Below are 16,184 nucleotides of genomic sequence, written 5' to 3' on the forward strand. Positions count from 1 at the left end.
CAGTCTGGAGACAGTATGTACTAACACGGCCTTCCTATACATAAGATTTCCAGAAGTAACTGTATTCGCTGATTTTTTACCGGAACCCTTACTAGAAATTTATTCTCGCTATATTATCAGTACCCTGGAAGGAAAATTTGATGATAAACTAACCTGCCGTAAAAGATTGGGCCGTAAACTGTCTGACTATCAGCACAATGTACCGCCACATGTGAGAACAGCAAAGCTAGCAGATGAATAAAATCTGTAATATCACTAGCCTTTGCCGTATCAAATATAGTGACAGGATAAGCTATGTCATGACACTCTCCGAGCCAGAACTACTGGAAAATCTGCATTTATCACCGGACTATGATCACGATATTAACAAGCAAATTCAGCCTATCGCTGATGCTATCCTGCCGTTTTACAGGATGATTTTACAATTTCGCTCACCGGACAGATAGTAACGCCTTTTGGTAATGACTATTTTTTGCAGGTGACGACCGGCTTTGCTTCCATTAACATATCGCCCCTTTGACGAGTGATAAGGAGATTAGCGGGGTGTCTTGCTGTCTGCCCATTATCTCCGTTAGATCAAATAAAAAGCTGTCGTCCTCCACTTATGAATAACATTATCTAACAGAAACTGAGTTAAAATTTATGCCATTTACCCTCGGTCAACGCTGGATCAGCGATACAGAAAGCGAACTTGGATTAGGAACCGTTGTTGCACTGGACGCACGAATGGTCACTTTGCTCTTTCCTGCCAGCGGTGAAAACCGCCTCTATGCACGCCATGATTCTCCTATTACCCGTGTTATGTTTAACTCGGGGGATGTTGTCACCAGCCATGAAGGCTGGCAACTCAAAGTGGATGAAATCCAACAAGAAAATGATCTGCTGATTTATACAGGCACACGACTTGATACTCTGGAAGAAAATATCAGTCTGCGCGAAGTGTTCCTTGACAGTAAACTTACCTTTAACAAACCACAGGATCGCCTGTTTGCTGGTCAGATTGACCGTATGGACCGCTTTGCCTTACGTTTTCGCGCCCGCAAATATCAAAGCGAGCAATTTAAACTGGCTGAAAGTGGTTTGCGGGGTATCCGCGCAAGCCTGATCCCTCATCAACTTCACATCGCTAATGAAGTCGGCAAACGCTACGCACCAAGGGTTCTGTTGGCTGATGAAGTCGGTTTGGGTAAAACCATCGAAGCCGGGATGATCATCCACCAGCAATTGCTGGCCGGTCGGGCTGAACGTGTTCTGGTAATTGTGCCGGATAGCCTTCAACATCAATGGCTGGTAGAAATGCTACGCCGTTTCAATTTGCGCTTTGCCCTGTTTGATGATAGCCGCTATATCGAAGCACGACACGATAGCGATAACCCATTTGAAACAGAACAATTGGTACTCTGTTCACTGGATTTTGTCCGCCGCAATAAACAGCGTTTTGAGCATATGCTTGAAGCCAACTGGGATCTGATGGTGGTGGATGAAGCTCACCATCTGGCCTGGAACGAGGATGCTCCTAGCCGTGAATATCAGGTTGTCGAACAATTAGCTGAACAGATCCCAAGTGTACTGCTATTGACTGCAACACCAGAGCAGCTAGGACAGGAAAGCCATTTTGCCCGTTTACACCTACTTGATCCAAACCGTTTCCACGATTATCAGGCTTTTATTGACGAACAACAAAAATATCGTCCAGTTGCCGATGCTGTCACACTGCTGTTATCAGGTGAACAACTTAATAATAATCAATTAAACCTAATGGGTGAGTTGATTAGTGAGCAGGATATTGAGCCTCTGCTGAAAGCCGCCAATAGTAATAGTGATGAAAGTGAAACTGCACGACGTGAACTGATTTCCATGCTGATGGATCGCCACGGCACCAGCCGTATTCTGTTCCGTAATACCCGTAATGGTGTGAAAGGCTTCCCCCATCGGGAATTGCACCAGATAAAGTTGCCTCTGCCATCCCAATATCAGACCGCCATTAAAGTCTCCGATATTATGGGCGCTAAAAAATCGCTGGAAGCACGCGCATGGGATATGCTCTACCCAGAACAAATTTATCAAGAGTTTGAAGGCGAAAACGCTACCTGGTGGAATTTTGATCCCCGCGTAGAGTGGCTACTTGGTTTTCTGATGGCAAATCGCCATGAAAAAGTACTGGTAATTTGTGCTAAAGCAACCACCGCTCTGCAATTGGAACAGGTACTACGTGAGCGCGAAGGGATTCGTGGTGCTGTTTTCCATGAAGGTCTATCCCTGATTGAACGTGATCGCGCCGCAGCCTATTTTGCTTCCGAAGAAGAAGGAGCTCAGGTATTACTATGCTCCGAAATTGGCTCAGAAGGCCGCAACTTCCAGTTCGCCAACCAATTAGTGATGTTCGATTTACCATTCAATCCGGATTTATTGGAACAGCGTATCGGACGTCTGGATCGTATCGGCCAAAGCCGTGATATTCAGATTAGTGTGCCTTATCTGGAAAATACCGCCCAAGCAGTCCTGATTCACTGGTATCACGAAGGTTTGGATGCATTCGAGCATACCTGCCCAACGGGTCGTACTATTTACGATCACGATTATGAAACTCTGCTGAACTACCTTGCCAAACCCAATAACCAGGAAAAATTTGGTGAATTTATTGATCAGTGTCGCCAGCAACATGAGCAACTCAAACAGCAACTGGAGCAAGGCCGTGACCGGCTGCTGGAAATGAACTCCAATGGTGGCGAGCATGGTTTGCAGCTAGCAGAAAAAATTTCAGAGTATGACAATGATACTGATTTGGTGAACTTCGCTCTCAACTTATTTGATATCGTTGGTATCAATCAGGAAGATCGCAATGACAATATGATAGTACTGACACCATCCGATCATATGCTGGTCCCAGATTTCCCTGGATTACCAAAAGATGGTTGTACTATCACTTTTGATCGTGAACAGTCACTGTCCCGTGAAGATGCCCAGTTTATCAGTTGGGAGCATCCTATTATCCGTAATGGGTTGGATCTGATCCTTTCCGGTGATACGGGTAGCTGTGCGGTATCCCTTTTGAAAAATAAAGCATTACCTGTTGGAACCCTACTGGTAGAACTGATCTATGTAGTTGAAGCACAAGCCCCTAAACACCTGCAATTGACCCGTTTCCTTCCACCAACGCCATTGCGGATACTGATGGACCTGAAAGGCAATGATCTGGCTGGTCAAGTGGAGTTTGAAAGCTTTAACCGCCAGCTTAATGCAGTGAATCGTCATACTGCAAGTAAACTGGTCAATGCGGTACAAAAAGAAGTTCACACTATTTTGCAACAGGCCGAAGGTTTAGTAGAAACTCAGGCAAAATCATTGATTGAACAAGCAAAACAGGAAGCAGATGAAAATCTTACTGCTGAACTTTCCCGTTTGGAAGCATTGAAGGCCGTCAATCCAAATATTCGTGATGATGAATTGGAAGCCATTGAATCCAATCGCCAACAGTTACTACTTAACTTAAATCAGGCAAGTTGGCGTCTGGATGCTATTCGCCTTGTTGTCGTTACACATCAGTAAATATTAGCAATACCCGGAGGCTGGACCGGGATAGGGTAACCTTTACTAAGAACCCTATTCCCGCTCCTCCCCTGATATTCAGCTACCGGAGCCTCAATGGAAGCTTATAATCCTCCTACCTATCCCTGGTTACATGTGCTCTATCAGGATCAATATATCATTGTGGTCAATAAACCCAGTGGGCTACTTTCTGTTCCCGGTCGGGCAGAAGAACATAAAGACAGCATTATGACGCGGATACAACAACAGTTTCCGGCGGCAGAATCTGTTCACCGGCTGGATATGGCAACCAGCGGCGTAATGGTAGTTGCATTGACCAAAGATGCAGAGCGTGAATTGAAACGTCAGTTCCGTGAACGAGAACCGGAAAAAACCTATATTGCACGGGTTTGGGGACATCTGGAACCAGAAACTGGTCTTGTCGATTTACCGCTGATTTGTGACTGGCCGAATCGGCCAAAGCAGAAAGTGTGTTTTGAAACAGGGAAATCAGCCCAGACTGAATACGAAGTACTCGCTTACGAAGATGAGGCAACCCGAGTAAAACTCTCACCGATAACCGGTCGTTCACATCAGCTCAGGGTGCATATGCTAGCACTTGAGCACCCGATTTTGGGAGACCGGTTTTACGCTCATCAGCAGGCAAGAGCAATGGCACCTCGCCTGCAATTACATGCACAAGAGTTATATATCACACATCCGGTTTATGGAACGCCAATGCATTTTCAGTGTAAAGCCGATTTTTAATTAATAGACAAATACGGTAACCGAATCTAATGAAGCCAATATCAGACACAAGGCCAAGCCACAACAAGCCAAAAGAACACGGATATTTGACATTTTTTGCATTCCTCCTAAGTTAAAACAAAATAAAACATAAAATATTCTAATATTTTAGAGGAATAAAAAATAAACTCAACAGCCGTAGGGGATGTTATTCCCCTATACATTTAGTGATATGTTTTTAAAAATAAAAAATGGGCTATTTAAAACCCTTCTCTTTTTTAATGAGATCATAGGCTGCCTGAATTGACTGAGCCTTTTGTTTAGCAATCTCCATCATTTCCGGTGGTAAACCTTTTGCTACCAGCTTATCCGGATGGTGTTCACTCATCAATCTACGATAGGCACGTTTAATTGTCGTCGTATCATCCTTTTCACGCACTCCCAGCACCTTACAGGCATCCGCGAGTGTTGGACCCTGCGTGGCCCTCTGATAACCGCCATACTGCCGTTGCTGCCACTCTCCTCCATCACCGAAATTGCGGCCACCTTCCATCATGGCAAGGAATTGTTCGAATTGGTTACGGGAGATCCCAAGTTCATCAGCAATAATAAACAGCACCTTTCTCTCATTCGGATGCAATTGACCATCAGAAAATGCCGTCTGTAACTGGATCTCCAAAAACATGCGAACTAAGTCAGACCGGCCAAAACAGGCACGACGCAATTGTCTTAATGTCTCACGCAAAGGAAAATTGGGCTCTTTACCTTCACGAAAAGCCTGCTGTGCTGCTATCCTGGCTTGTCCGTGAAGTTGCATTCGTTCCATTAACTGGCTCGCAAGCCGGATATCTGTTTCAGTCACTCGCCCTTTTGATTTAGTAATATGCCCCATCACTTGAAAAGTACTGCTGAAAAATAACAGTTGGCGAGACTGATTATTTGCAAAAAAACCTTGGTTTCTCCGTACACTGGCTCTATCAAGCATATGGCCAATAAACAGACCAATGACAATACCCCAGAAGCCTGCTCCAGACACAACACCAAAGATCAGCCCAAGCAATTTTCCCCAATAATGCATATACTCCTCAATTCACCAATGCTCTGAGTGTAGTTTTGCATTATCATACTATTCATTCAGCTCTGTGCCTAACGGCAAGATAAGTAAAGGTATGACTTTACACTGGCGCATATTCATCGAGTGCGCTAGTCTCTTGAGGTTTGCCCGGCATAATGCCACTGATGACGGAACCGCATAAATATCTATGAAGAAATGTTATCCAACTTTGCTGGCCACAACGGTATGGGCCGCACTTTATGGTCAGCATGCACATGCTGATCTCGCAGCGCAATGTATGCTGGGTATACCTGTTTATGATCAGCCAATCATTAATGGCGATTTAAATCAACTCCCTATCAATATTCTGGCAGATGATTCACGCGCAGATTATCCGAGTTCTGCTAAATTTATCGGTAATGTTAATATCAAACAGGGTAATAAAACCCTGACCGCCGATCAGGTACAACTTGATCAAACAGAAGATAAAGTTCCGTTAAGAACCGTAACTGCAACGGGCAATGTCCATTATGATGATCCCCAGATTATTCTGAAAGGTCCACACGCTTGGTCCAATTTAAATAATAAAGATACCGATATGTATCAGAGTGATTATCAGATGGTCGGGCGTCAGGGACGCGGCACCGCAGACAAAATGAAACTACGCGGTGAAAACCGTTATGCCATTCTGGATAATGGCACTTTTACTTCTTGTCTGCCTGGTAATGATAGCTGGAGCGTTGTTGGCTCCGAAGTCATTCTCGATCGCGAAGAAGAAGTGGCTGAAATATGGAATGCCCGTTTCAGGGTGGCTAACGTTCCCGTATTTTACAGTCCGTATCTTCAATTACCGATCGGTAATAAACGCCGTTCCGGTTTTCTTATTCCTAACGCCAGCTATTCCAAAAATGACGGCTTTGAATTTCTGCTGCCTTATTACTGGAATATCGCACCAAATTATGATGCCACGATTACACCGCACTATATCAGTAAACGTGGTTTAAAACTGGATAATGAATTCCGTTACTTAACCAAAGCAGGCACAGGTACCCTTGCTCTCGACTGGCTGAATAACGACGAGCAGTATGTCAAAGACAAAAAGACAAACACACGTACCGCCAGAGAAAGTGATAATCGCTGGTTATTTTATTGGAGACACAGTGGTGTGATGGATAGGGTATGGCGTTTTAATATCGACTATACCAAAGTCAGTGATCCCGAATATTTTTCTGATTTCAGCTCTCAATATGGTTCCACCACCGATGGCTATGCCACACAAAAATTCAGTCTGGGCTATGCTCAACAGAACTGGAATGCCACACTATCAACTAAACAGTTCCAGATTTTTTCTAAAGATACCAGTAGAAAAGCTTACAGAGCAGAACCACAGTTAGATCTGAATTATTACAAAAACGATCTGGGGCCATTTGACCTTAGAGTTTATGGTCAGGCGGCGAAATTTACCAGTGTAGGTAAAAATAACCCGGAAGCAACCCGCTGGCATCTGGAACCCTCCATTAACCTGCCACTCTCCAATGGCTGGGCCAGTATGAATAATGAAGTTAAGCTGATGGCAACTCACTATCAGCAGGATATTCCCAAGGCTCTTGAGAATGCTGAATATAAAGAATCTGTTAACCGGGTTTTGCCACAGTTCAAAAGCGAAGCCAAAATGGTATTTGAGCGTTCAACGTACCTGAACAGCAATTACACCCAAACGCTAGAACCGCAGGTTCAGTATCTGTATGTGCCATACAAAGACCAAGATAATATCAATAACTTCGACTCATCTTTACTGCAAACTGACTATAATGGCCTGTTCCGTGACCGTTTTTATGGTGGCCTGGACCGTATTTCATCGGCCAATCAAGTGACTACCGGTCTCACTACCCGCCTTTATGATGAAGGTCTAGTTGAACGTTTTAACCTGTCATTAGGTCAAATCTATTACTTTGAACGTCCACGCACCGGTAAAGAAACCATTATCAACAGTAAAGATAGTACCGGCATGATGACTTGGGCAGGTGATACTTACTGGAAAATTAATGATTCCTGGGGCTTGAAAGGTGGTATGCAGTACGATACTCGTCTGAGCAACGTAACGATGGGAAATGCAGTACTAGAATATCGCCGTGATGAAGACCGACTTGTACAGTTGAACTATCGTTTTGTTGACAGAGATTATATCCAAGCTACCGCTAAGAGTGCTCCAGCTTTCCAGCAAGGGATTTCTCAAATCGGTCTGGTTGCAAGTTGGCCGTTAAGTGATCGCTGGGGTTTAGTAGGTGCTTACTACTACGATACCAAAGAACAGCAACCCGCAAGTCAATTAGTGGGTTTGCAGTACAACACTTGTTGCTGGGCAGTTAACGTTGGCTATGAACGCAAGATCGTTGGTTGGAAAGACAACAATAGCGAATATGACAACAAATGGTCATTTAACTTTGAACTCCGGGGCTTAAGTAACAATCATAGTCTTGGTAGCAAGAAAATGTTGAAGTCTGGCATCATGCCATACCAACGTGCATTTTGATGCCAATAACATTTTGATATTAAACACGATAAATCCGCTATTGCGGAACCTACATATGATGGGAAAAGTATGAAGAACTGGAGAACGCTCATTTTCGGATTGATGTTTTCAGTGACTACTGCCTTCGCTGCACCTCAGCAAATGGATAAAATTGCTGCGGTTGTTAATAACGGGGTGGTACTGGAGAGCGACATCAACAACCGCTTACAATCTGTCAAACTGGATGCGCAACATGCCGGCCAGCAAATACCGGGCGAACAAATACTTCGTCATCAGATCCTTGAACGTCTGATTATGGATAATATCCTGCTACAAATGGCAAAACAGATGGGGATCACCATTCCTGATCAAGCATTGGATTCTACTATTGCCAATATTGCAACCCAGAACCACATCACTGTGGATCAAATGAAACATCGCATTGCTACTGACGGAATGAGTTTCGATACTTACCGAGATCAGATCCGTAAAGAGATGCTGATAGCAGAAGTGCGCAATAATGAAGTTCGCCGTCGTGTCACCATTTTGCCTCAAGAGATCGACTCCTTAGTTAAACAAATTAGCAACCAGAATACTAACGATACCGAACTGAATACCAGCCACATTCTGATCCCATTGCCAGAAAATCCTGATCAGGCACAAATGGAAAAAGCCATGTCGGTAGTGCAGAAAATTATGTCTGAACTTAAACATGGAGTTGATTTCGGTAAATTGGCTATCGCCTACTCTGCTGATCCACAAGCACTGAAAGGCGGTAATATGGGTTGGAGTAGACTTGAGGAATTACCAACCCTGTTTGCCGAACAACTGCAATCAGCTCAGAAAGGAGCTATTGTTGGCCCCATCCGTTCCGGTGTTGGTTTCCATATTCTCAAAGTCAATGATATCCGTGGCGGTAATCCAACCATCGCCGTTACCGAAGTTCACGCCCGCCATATTCTATTGAGAACTTCCCCTGTCATGACCGATGATCAGGCACGCACCAAGTTGCAGCAAATCGCCAATGATATTCGCAGCGGAAAAACCGATTTTGCCGATGCCGCAAAAGAATTTTCAGACGATCCAGGCTCCGCCTTACGTGGTGGTGATCTCAGCTGGAGTACCCCTGATATCTACGATCCTGCTTTCCGTGACGCGTTAATGCGACTGAACAAAGGTGAAATCAGCCAGCCTGTTCACTCATCTTTTGGTTGGCATCTAATTCAATTACTGGACACTCGCAAAGTTGATAAAACAGATGCTGCTCAGAAAGATCGTGCTTACCGTATGTTGTTCAACCGTAAATTCACCGAAGAAGCACAAAGCTGGATGCAGGAACAACGCGCCTCAGCTTATGTGAAAATTTTAGATGGCAGCGATGCACAACAATAAACCGATTCTTATCAATAAACCAATTGTTATTACCCCCGGCGAGCCTGCCGGGGTTGGGCCTGATTTAACGGTTGCTCTTGCTCAACAAAGTTGGCCGATGCAGTTGGTCGCTTGTGCAGACCCCAACCTGCTTCTCGATAGAGCCAGACAACTTAATTTGCCTTTGCAACTACAAGAATATTCTGCTGACAAAACCCCCGAACCCCAGGCTGCCGGAACGTTGACTATACTGCCAGTTCCTCTTCATGTACCCGCAATCACCGGCGAATTGAATCAAGAAAATGGCAGATATGTGACTGAAACTCTGGCAAGAGCCTGCGACGGTTGCCTGAATGGAGAGTTTTCAGCATTAGTCACAGGACCGGTTCATAAAGGGAATATCAATGATGCCGGCGTGCCTTTTATCGGCCATACCGAATTCTTTGCTGATCGCAGTGGATGCCAGCGAGTCGTCATGATGCTTGCGACAGAAGAACTTCGGGTTGCCTTGGCAACGACTCATCTACCTATTGTTGATGTACCAAAGTCCATCACTTTCGATAGTCTGCGGGAAGTTATCACGATCCTTAACCATGACTTAAAAACAAAGTTTGGCCTGGCAAAACCCTGTATTTATGTTTGTGGTCTGAATCCCCATGCAGGAGAAGGTGGTCATATGGGGCGGGAAGAGATTGATGTCATTATTCCCGTGTTAGAAAGTCTGAGAGCAGAAGGTCTTATATTAGAAGGACCTTTGCCGGCAGATACCCTGTTCCAGCCTAAATATCTTCAACATGCAGACGCCGTTCTCTCGATGTATCACGATCAGGGATTACCCGTGTTAAAATATCAAGGTTTTGGCAGAGCTGTGAATATTACATTGGGCCTGCCGTTTATCCGTACTTCTGTCGATCATGGCACAGCATTGGAACTGGCTGGTACAGGTCAAGCTGATGTGGGAAGCTTTATCACCGCATTGAATTTAGCAATTAAAATGATACAAAACAGTAATGAATAATAGAGTCCACCAAGGGCACTTCGCCCGTAAACGCTTCGGGCAAAACTTTTTAACCGATCAATTTGTCATTGATAGTATTGTTACCGCTATCAATCCACAACCAGGCCAGGCAGTGCTGGAAATCGGCCCCGGTCTTGGCGCATTGACAGAACCGGTTGGTGAGCGCATGGATAAAATGACCGTGGTTGAACTCGACCGCGATTTAGCTGCACGTCTGCAAGTTCATCCGCAATTAAAAGATAAGCTGACCATTATCCAGCAAGATGCAATGACCGTTAATTTTAGCGAATTGTCTCAACAAAGAGAGTTGCCGCTGCGGGTCTTTGGTAATTTACCTTACAATATTTCCACGCCATTGATGTTTCACCTTTTCAGCTATACTAATGCTATTGCTGATATGCATTTTATGTTGCAAAAAGAGGTAGTAAACCGCCTGGTAGCAGGCCCCGGTAGCAAAGCTTTCGGACGTTTGAGTGTCATGGCCCAATATTATTGTCAGGTTATCCCAGTGCTGGAAGTACCGCCAACCGCGTTTACTCCCGCACCTAAAGTCGATTCAGCCGTTGTACGTCTGATACCGCACAAAAGCATACCTCACCCGGTCAAAAATATTCGTATGCTAAGCCGGATCACTACTCAGGCTTTCAACCAACGGCGTAAAACTATCCGTAATAGCCTCGGTGATCTTTTCACTGTAGAACAGCTCACAGAACTTGGTATCAACCCAGGTACACGCGCAGAGAATATTTCTGTTGAGCAATACTGCAAAATGGCAAACTGGTTATCGGAACAACCTGAAATGCAGTCATAATAGGAGTCAACCATGATTAATGCGCCCAGAGTTTCTATTCAGGTACAAAGTGTTTATGTAGAGAGCCAATCGTGTCCCGATCAACAGCGTTTCGTTTTTGCCTATACAGTCACTATCCGAAATCTTGGGCGCGAGCAGGTCCAGTTAATTAATCGTTACTGGCTGATTACCAACAGCGATAGCCATCAAACGGAAGTTCAGGGGGAAGGTGTTGTTGGTGAGCAACCTATAATCCAGCCAGGTACCGAATACCGTTACACCAGTGGTGCTATATTGGAAACGCCTTTAGGCACGATGCAAGGCCATTATGAAATGGTCGATCACAATGGTGATCCATTCCGCGTTGCCATTCCGGTTTTCCGTTTGGCTATCCCAACTCTGATTAATTAATTATGTCTACCTATCTGATCGGTGATATTCATGGCTGCTATCATGAATTACGCATTTTATTAACTAAAGCCAATTTCGATCCCAAAAAGGATACATTATGGCTGACAGGAGACTTAGTTGCCCGTGGCCCAGATTCTCTTGAAGTTCTGCGATATGTTAAACAGTTAGGTTCAGCCGCAAAAATAGTATTAGGCAATCATGATCTTCATTTATTAGGCGTCTATGCCGGGATCAGCCGTAATAAACCTAAAGATAAAATTAATAAATTATTGTCCGCTCCAGATGCAGACGAATTAATTAATTGGCTACGCAAACAACCGCTATTACAATGCGACGATGATCTGAAACTGGTCATGACACATGCGGGTATTACGCCCCAATGGGATCTGGAAACAGCTAAAATATGCGCTGGCGAAGTTGAAATCATGCTCAATAGTAGCAGCTATCCCCTGTTTCTCAATTCAATGTATGGGGATATGCCGAATAACTGGTCACCGGAACTCTCTGGACTGGCACGCTTACGTTTCAGTACCAATGCATTGACACGGATGCGTTACTGTTTTCCAAATGGTCAGTTGGATATGCTTTGCAAAGATAAACCCGAAAGTGCTCCCGCGCCATTAAAGCCCTGGTTTGAGCTGCCACAGCAGATCCCAACAGAATACTCTATTGTTTTCGGTCACTGGGCATCACTGGAAGGTCAGGGAGCATCAGAAAGATTTTATGCATTGGATACAGGTTGTTGCTGGGGGGGACAACTGACAATGCTACGTTGGGAAGATAAGCAATATTTTACACAATCACCGTTACCGCAGTAAAAACAGCATTAAAGCCAGGCACGCCGTGAAAAAACTCATCGGCGTGTTCTATCAATTAAAGACGGCGTTGTAAAATCTCAAAACAATAACTGTGAGAATTTAATTCATCGGCATCATGGTATTCAGTAAATTCAGAATCCCATTCATCCGGTTCATAGTCAGGAAAATGCGTATCACCTATCACCTCTGCATCGATGTGTGTCAGGTACATACGACTCGCTTGTGAAATAAATTGGTCATAAACTTTACCACCGCCCATGACCATAACCTCTTCTGCATCACCCGCCACAGCCAATGCTTCATCAACTGAACTTACCCAAGTTACACGCTCATCATTACCCGGCTGATTACTCAATACAATATTGAGTCTTCCCGGTAACGGGTGACCGATGGATTCATAAGTCACTCGCCCCATAATAATGGGTTTATTCAATGTATTACGTTTAAACCAGGCCAGATCCCCCGGCAGATTCCACGGCATTTTATTCTCCATGCCGATAACCCGATCCATAGCTAAAGCAGCGATCAAGCTGATATTCATTGAGTCACCTTATAGGCAAATAGTATAAAAATTGGTGACACTATACGGAAAGGGATGTACCCAGTCGATAGGATCAACACTTTCTTAAGTACAAAAAATTCATTTATACTTGATTTGTCGTTTAAGACATTTATTGATCAAAATAATAACAAAGCTAATATTAACTATAGGGTACATTATGCTGGAAACATCACTGGTCGTCATCACTATCTCAACATTGGGCATGCTCTCTCCCGGCCCCGATTTCTTTTTGGTAGTCAAAAATGCCATACGTTACCAACGTTCTGCCTCCATGATGACAGTAGTGGGCTTAATCGCCGCTATCACTTGCCATATGGCTTATTGCGTCGCCGGGTTGGCTATTGTTATCACCACAACGCCGTGGCTATTTAATCTGATGAAATATGCCGGAGCGGCTTATCTTATTTGGATTGGGATCAATAGCCTGCTTTCTCGCGGTGGGAATACTCTCACTTTTGATGATCAACCACAGCAGATTGTTACTTTCAAAAAAGCGTTTATGCAGGGGTTCTTATGTAATTTGCTCAATCCCAAAGCAACATTGTTCTTCCTGGCAATATTTACTCAGTTGCTAAATGTCAATTCTGGTGTTAGTGAGAAATTGTGGTATGCCTCTATTATCTGGGGATTGTCGGTCATCTATTGGCCACTGTTAGTCATATTGATCCAGAGTGCGCCGGTACGCTGCGGATTAGCTAAAGCTCAGAAGATTATCGATAAACTACTAGGCATCGTTTTGATTGGATTAGGTGTCAAAGTAGCACTGGGATAACAGACAGTGATTCCTTCCCTTTAAGTTTTCAATAAGCATAAAAAAGTGCGCTTAACAGAGCGCACCTCAAAATCCAGCTCTGATTTATTCAGAGATTTTATTATTCCGGTTTTTACAATCAATTATTTAATTGGTTCATGAAAAAATTTATTCCTCGGTTGAAAACGTTATTAAATCCAGCTCCTTTTAGAAAATATATTTTTTGATTAATCTATTCATATTTACCCTTTTTCAGGACTTAAACCCTGTCTAATTAGCCATTTTATCTATTTTTTATTGAATTATTTTTTTGAAATGATGGTGAGAAAGCACCTGAATATCAGCCTTTATAGATAGTATTCTTTTGTTTGCTGATTTCTTTTCAACTCTCTATTCATAATTAATGGGCTTCGATTAAATGCAATTAACTTTCTGACTAAAAAATTTCCTTATTGTGTTAAACTCAGTACTTATATAAAAGCCTTAATCTCTCTGTGTTTTCACTTTTAAATGACCATGCCAAGTTAAATAAATATAGAATAATCTGAGGATAGCATCGTCTAAAATACGAAAAGGAATAAGCTGTTTTTAACCATTCTGTCCCTGTTAAAATATGGCATTAATGGATGCCGATTTGCTTAATCTGGTTAATCCTGTAAAAGGTTTTAATATAATCTCATATTCTTGTTATTGGGTTAATACTATTATTTCGTCACCTCCTTTATCAGCTTAAAACTCGTTTTTCCTGACATTTTCTCTTCCAATATCAGTATAGCATTGCGTTTTTTACCTGCTTTAAAAAATCTTTCATTACGACCTCTTACCTTTAATGATGAAACTTTCTACTGGCCTTTTCATCGTGGCAGCTTGCCCTGGCCCGATTGCCAGAAACCCTCACGCAAAAACTGAAAGAATCATAGCTGGCGTAAGGAAATAACATCTCTATCCTTATCGTGATTTTCCAGCATTTAATATAACAGATTCCCCATTATCAGGATTAAAAAACCGATCGCTGATCACATTTCATACTATCCATTCTGACAGTCAGTTAATTACACATTAGAATGGTTTAATGATGTAACTATTAAATCATCAATATTTTCTGTGGAAAGATGACTATTTTCTCACCGCAGCCTGACCACAGAACCGGGTCACTTATTGGTCAGTATCACTGACTTTGTCACACTTAAAGTAAACAAAAGGGAAAGTACAATGAGTAAACGCAACAACTCTGTGGCGAGAGGCACGAGTTATCTTTTAATTTACCTGACGGCAATTCAGCCACTCCACCCGGCGATGGCTGCGGGAATAACACCGGACAATAACCATACGCAGGTACAAAATCAGGGCAATGTCCCGGTGGTGAATATTGCTACGCCGAATGACGCGGGGATATCTCACAACACCTATAAAGAATTTAACGTTGCCACTCAGGGTGCCGTACTGAATAACGCCACTCAAGCGGCTCAATCACAACTGGCCGGACAACTTAACGCTAACCCTAATCTGCATGGAAAAGCAGCGGAACTGATTATTAATGAAGTGACCGGCAGCGGACAATCTAACCTGCAAGGCCGGTTGGAAATTTTCGGCAATAAAGCCAATATGATGATTGCCAACCCCAACGGCATTACCTGTGATGGCTGTGGCTTTATTAATACGGCCAGTGCCACACTGACCACGGGTAAACCCCAATTTGATAAACAAGGCGCGTTGGAAGCATTAGAGGTTAAAAAAGGCCAAATCACCATTGGCGGTAAAGGGTTAGATGGCAAGGCGACGGATTATGTCGATATTATCAGTCGGGCGACGGAATTAAATGGAAAAATTCAGGCAAATAACCTCTCCCTGACACAAGGCGCTAACCGAATTAGCTTAAAAGACGGCACAGTTAAACCTATTGCTGGAGAAGGAACTAAACCCCAATTAGCGGTTGACACCAAAGCATTAGGTGGCATGTATGCCAATAAAATCCGCCTGATTGCCACGGAAGATGGCGTGGGTGTGAATTTAAAAGAGTTAACCAGTCACCAGCGTGATATTACCTTAAATGTTAATGGCAAAATTGAACTGGGAAATGCCAAAGCCAAAACGGATTTCAACCTCAGTGCCAGAGAAACTCATATTGCCCCTAATATCAAGGTACAGGCAGAACGGGATATTACGCTGGCAAATACTCAATTGGATAATAAAGGGCGTGTCACTGCGGGCCGGGATGCACGGATATTTAGTGATACTGTGCGTAATACCGGTGATAAAGCACTTCTGCAAGCCAATAATAATATGTGGATTCAGAAGGATGCTCAGGGAAATAAGAGCACTCTAATTGAGAATAGATCTGCGACGATAAAGACGGTGAAGGGAGATTTGGTTGTCAGGACCCAAAAACTTAATAATGTGCGTGATGTTTTTATTGTTAAAAACAAGGAATTAACACCCGATTCAACAGATAAAAACAGGATTGTTCGTGAAACGGAAACATGTGATTTTGGAAACCCGGTTATTCATGAGGCTGAATTAATAACGCCACTGCCTAAGAAATGGTTTGGACGTGTTGATTTTAGTCGAGATAATATTACAGAGGGTGGAATTCATGTAAATCACGCCAGAACTGAAACCAGA

The 16,184-nt window shown here is 43.4% G+C and carries 13 protein-coding genes; 11 read left to right on the forward strand and 2 right to left on the reverse strand.

The features are described 5' to 3' along the window. Positions 1-233: 233 nt before the first annotated feature. From KZ793_RS13910 to rluA, 3 genes are all read left to right on the forward strand, one after another. Positions 234-446 carry a hypothetical protein gene (locus tag KZ793_RS13910; protein ID WP_225815875.1) on the forward strand — a complete coding sequence of 71 codons (213 nt, stop codon included), beginning with the start codon at positions 234-236 and terminating at the stop codon, positions 444-446. A 196-nt stretch (positions 447-642) separates the two neighbouring features. Next, positions 643-3,549, forward strand: a complete 2,907-nt coding sequence (gene rapA / locus KZ793_RS13915; RefSeq protein WP_225815876.1) for an RNA polymerase-associated protein RapA — start codon at positions 643-645, stop codon at positions 3,547-3,549. A 96-nt stretch (positions 3,550-3,645) separates the two neighbouring features. Further along, entirely contained in the window at positions 3,646-4,296 is a 651-nt protein-coding gene (gene rluA, locus KZ793_RS13920; RefSeq protein WP_225815877.1) for a bifunctional tRNA pseudouridine(32) synthase/23S rRNA pseudouridine(746) synthase RluA, read from the forward strand. A 235-nt stretch (positions 4,297-4,531) separates the two neighbouring features. Here rluA and djlA read toward each other — a convergent pair whose 3' ends face one another. Continuing rightward, positions 4,532-5,353 carry a co-chaperone DjlA gene (gene djlA, locus KZ793_RS13925; protein WP_225815878.1) on the reverse strand — a complete coding sequence of 274 codons (822 nt, stop codon included), beginning with the start codon at positions 5,351-5,353 and terminating at the stop codon, positions 4,532-4,534. Between the two features lie 184 nt (positions 5,354-5,537). Between djlA and lptD the strand changes: the two genes are divergently transcribed. The 6 genes from lptD (at position 5,538) to apaH (ending at position 12,249) form a co-directional block, all read left to right on the forward strand. Continuing rightward, on the forward strand, positions 5,538-7,862 hold the full coding sequence (lptD, locus tag KZ793_RS13930) for an LPS assembly protein LptD (protein WP_225815879.1): 2,325 nt from the start codon (positions 5,538-5,540) through the stop codon (positions 7,860-7,862). 69 nt (positions 7,863-7,931) lie between these two features. Further along, a complete protein-coding gene (gene surA / locus KZ793_RS13935) occupies positions 7,932-9,233 on the forward strand; it encodes a peptidylprolyl isomerase SurA (RefSeq protein WP_225815880.1) in 1,302 nt (433 codons plus the stop codon). After that, positions 9,211-10,230 carry a 4-hydroxythreonine-4-phosphate dehydrogenase PdxA gene (pdxA, locus tag KZ793_RS13940; protein WP_225815881.1) on the forward strand — a complete coding sequence of 340 codons (1,020 nt, stop codon included), beginning with the start codon at positions 9,211-9,213 and terminating at the stop codon, positions 10,228-10,230. Before surA ends, pdxA begins: the two co-directional genes overlap by 23 nt. After that, on the forward strand, positions 10,223-11,041 hold the full coding sequence (gene rsmA, locus KZ793_RS13945; RefSeq protein ID WP_036843833.1) for a 16S rRNA (adenine(1518)-N(6)/adenine(1519)-N(6))-dimethyltransferase RsmA: 819 nt from the start codon (positions 10,223-10,225) through the stop codon (positions 11,039-11,041). The genes pdxA and rsmA overlap by 8 nt, the downstream gene beginning before the upstream one ends. Before the next feature lie 12 nt (positions 11,042-11,053). Then, a complete protein-coding gene (apaG, locus tag KZ793_RS13950) occupies positions 11,054-11,431 on the forward strand; it encodes a Co2+/Mg2+ efflux protein ApaG (RefSeq protein WP_225815882.1) in 378 nt (125 codons plus the stop codon). 2 nt (positions 11,432-11,433) lie between these two features. Then, entirely contained in the window at positions 11,434-12,249 is an 816-nt protein-coding gene (gene apaH, locus KZ793_RS13955; protein ID WP_225815883.1) for a bis(5'-nucleosyl)-tetraphosphatase (symmetrical) ApaH, read from the forward strand. Between the two features lie 55 nt (positions 12,250-12,304). On the opposite strand, the gene folA is transcribed toward apaH, so the two are convergent. Beyond that, a complete protein-coding gene (gene folA / locus KZ793_RS13960) occupies positions 12,305-12,790 on the reverse strand; it encodes a type 3 dihydrofolate reductase (RefSeq protein WP_225815884.1) in 486 nt (161 codons plus the stop codon). 178 nt (positions 12,791-12,968) lie between these two features. On the opposite strand from folA, the gene KZ793_RS13965 reads away from it, so the two are divergent. Further along, positions 12,969-13,583 carry a LysE family translocator gene (locus KZ793_RS13965; RefSeq protein ID WP_225815885.1) on the forward strand — a complete coding sequence of 205 codons (615 nt, stop codon included), beginning with the start codon at positions 12,969-12,971 and terminating at the stop codon, positions 13,581-13,583. 1,191 nt (positions 13,584-14,774) lie between these two features. Continuing rightward, positions 14,775-16,184, forward strand: a 1,410-nt coding sequence (locus KZ793_RS13970; protein WP_225815886.1) for a filamentous hemagglutinin N-terminal domain-containing protein, incomplete at its 3' end; no start/stop codon positions are given.

The sequence above is a fragment of the Photorhabdus antumapuensis genome, from assembly GCF_020387775.1.
Taxonomy (GTDB): Bacteria; Pseudomonadota; Gammaproteobacteria; order Enterobacterales; family Enterobacteriaceae; genus Photorhabdus; species Photorhabdus antumapuensis.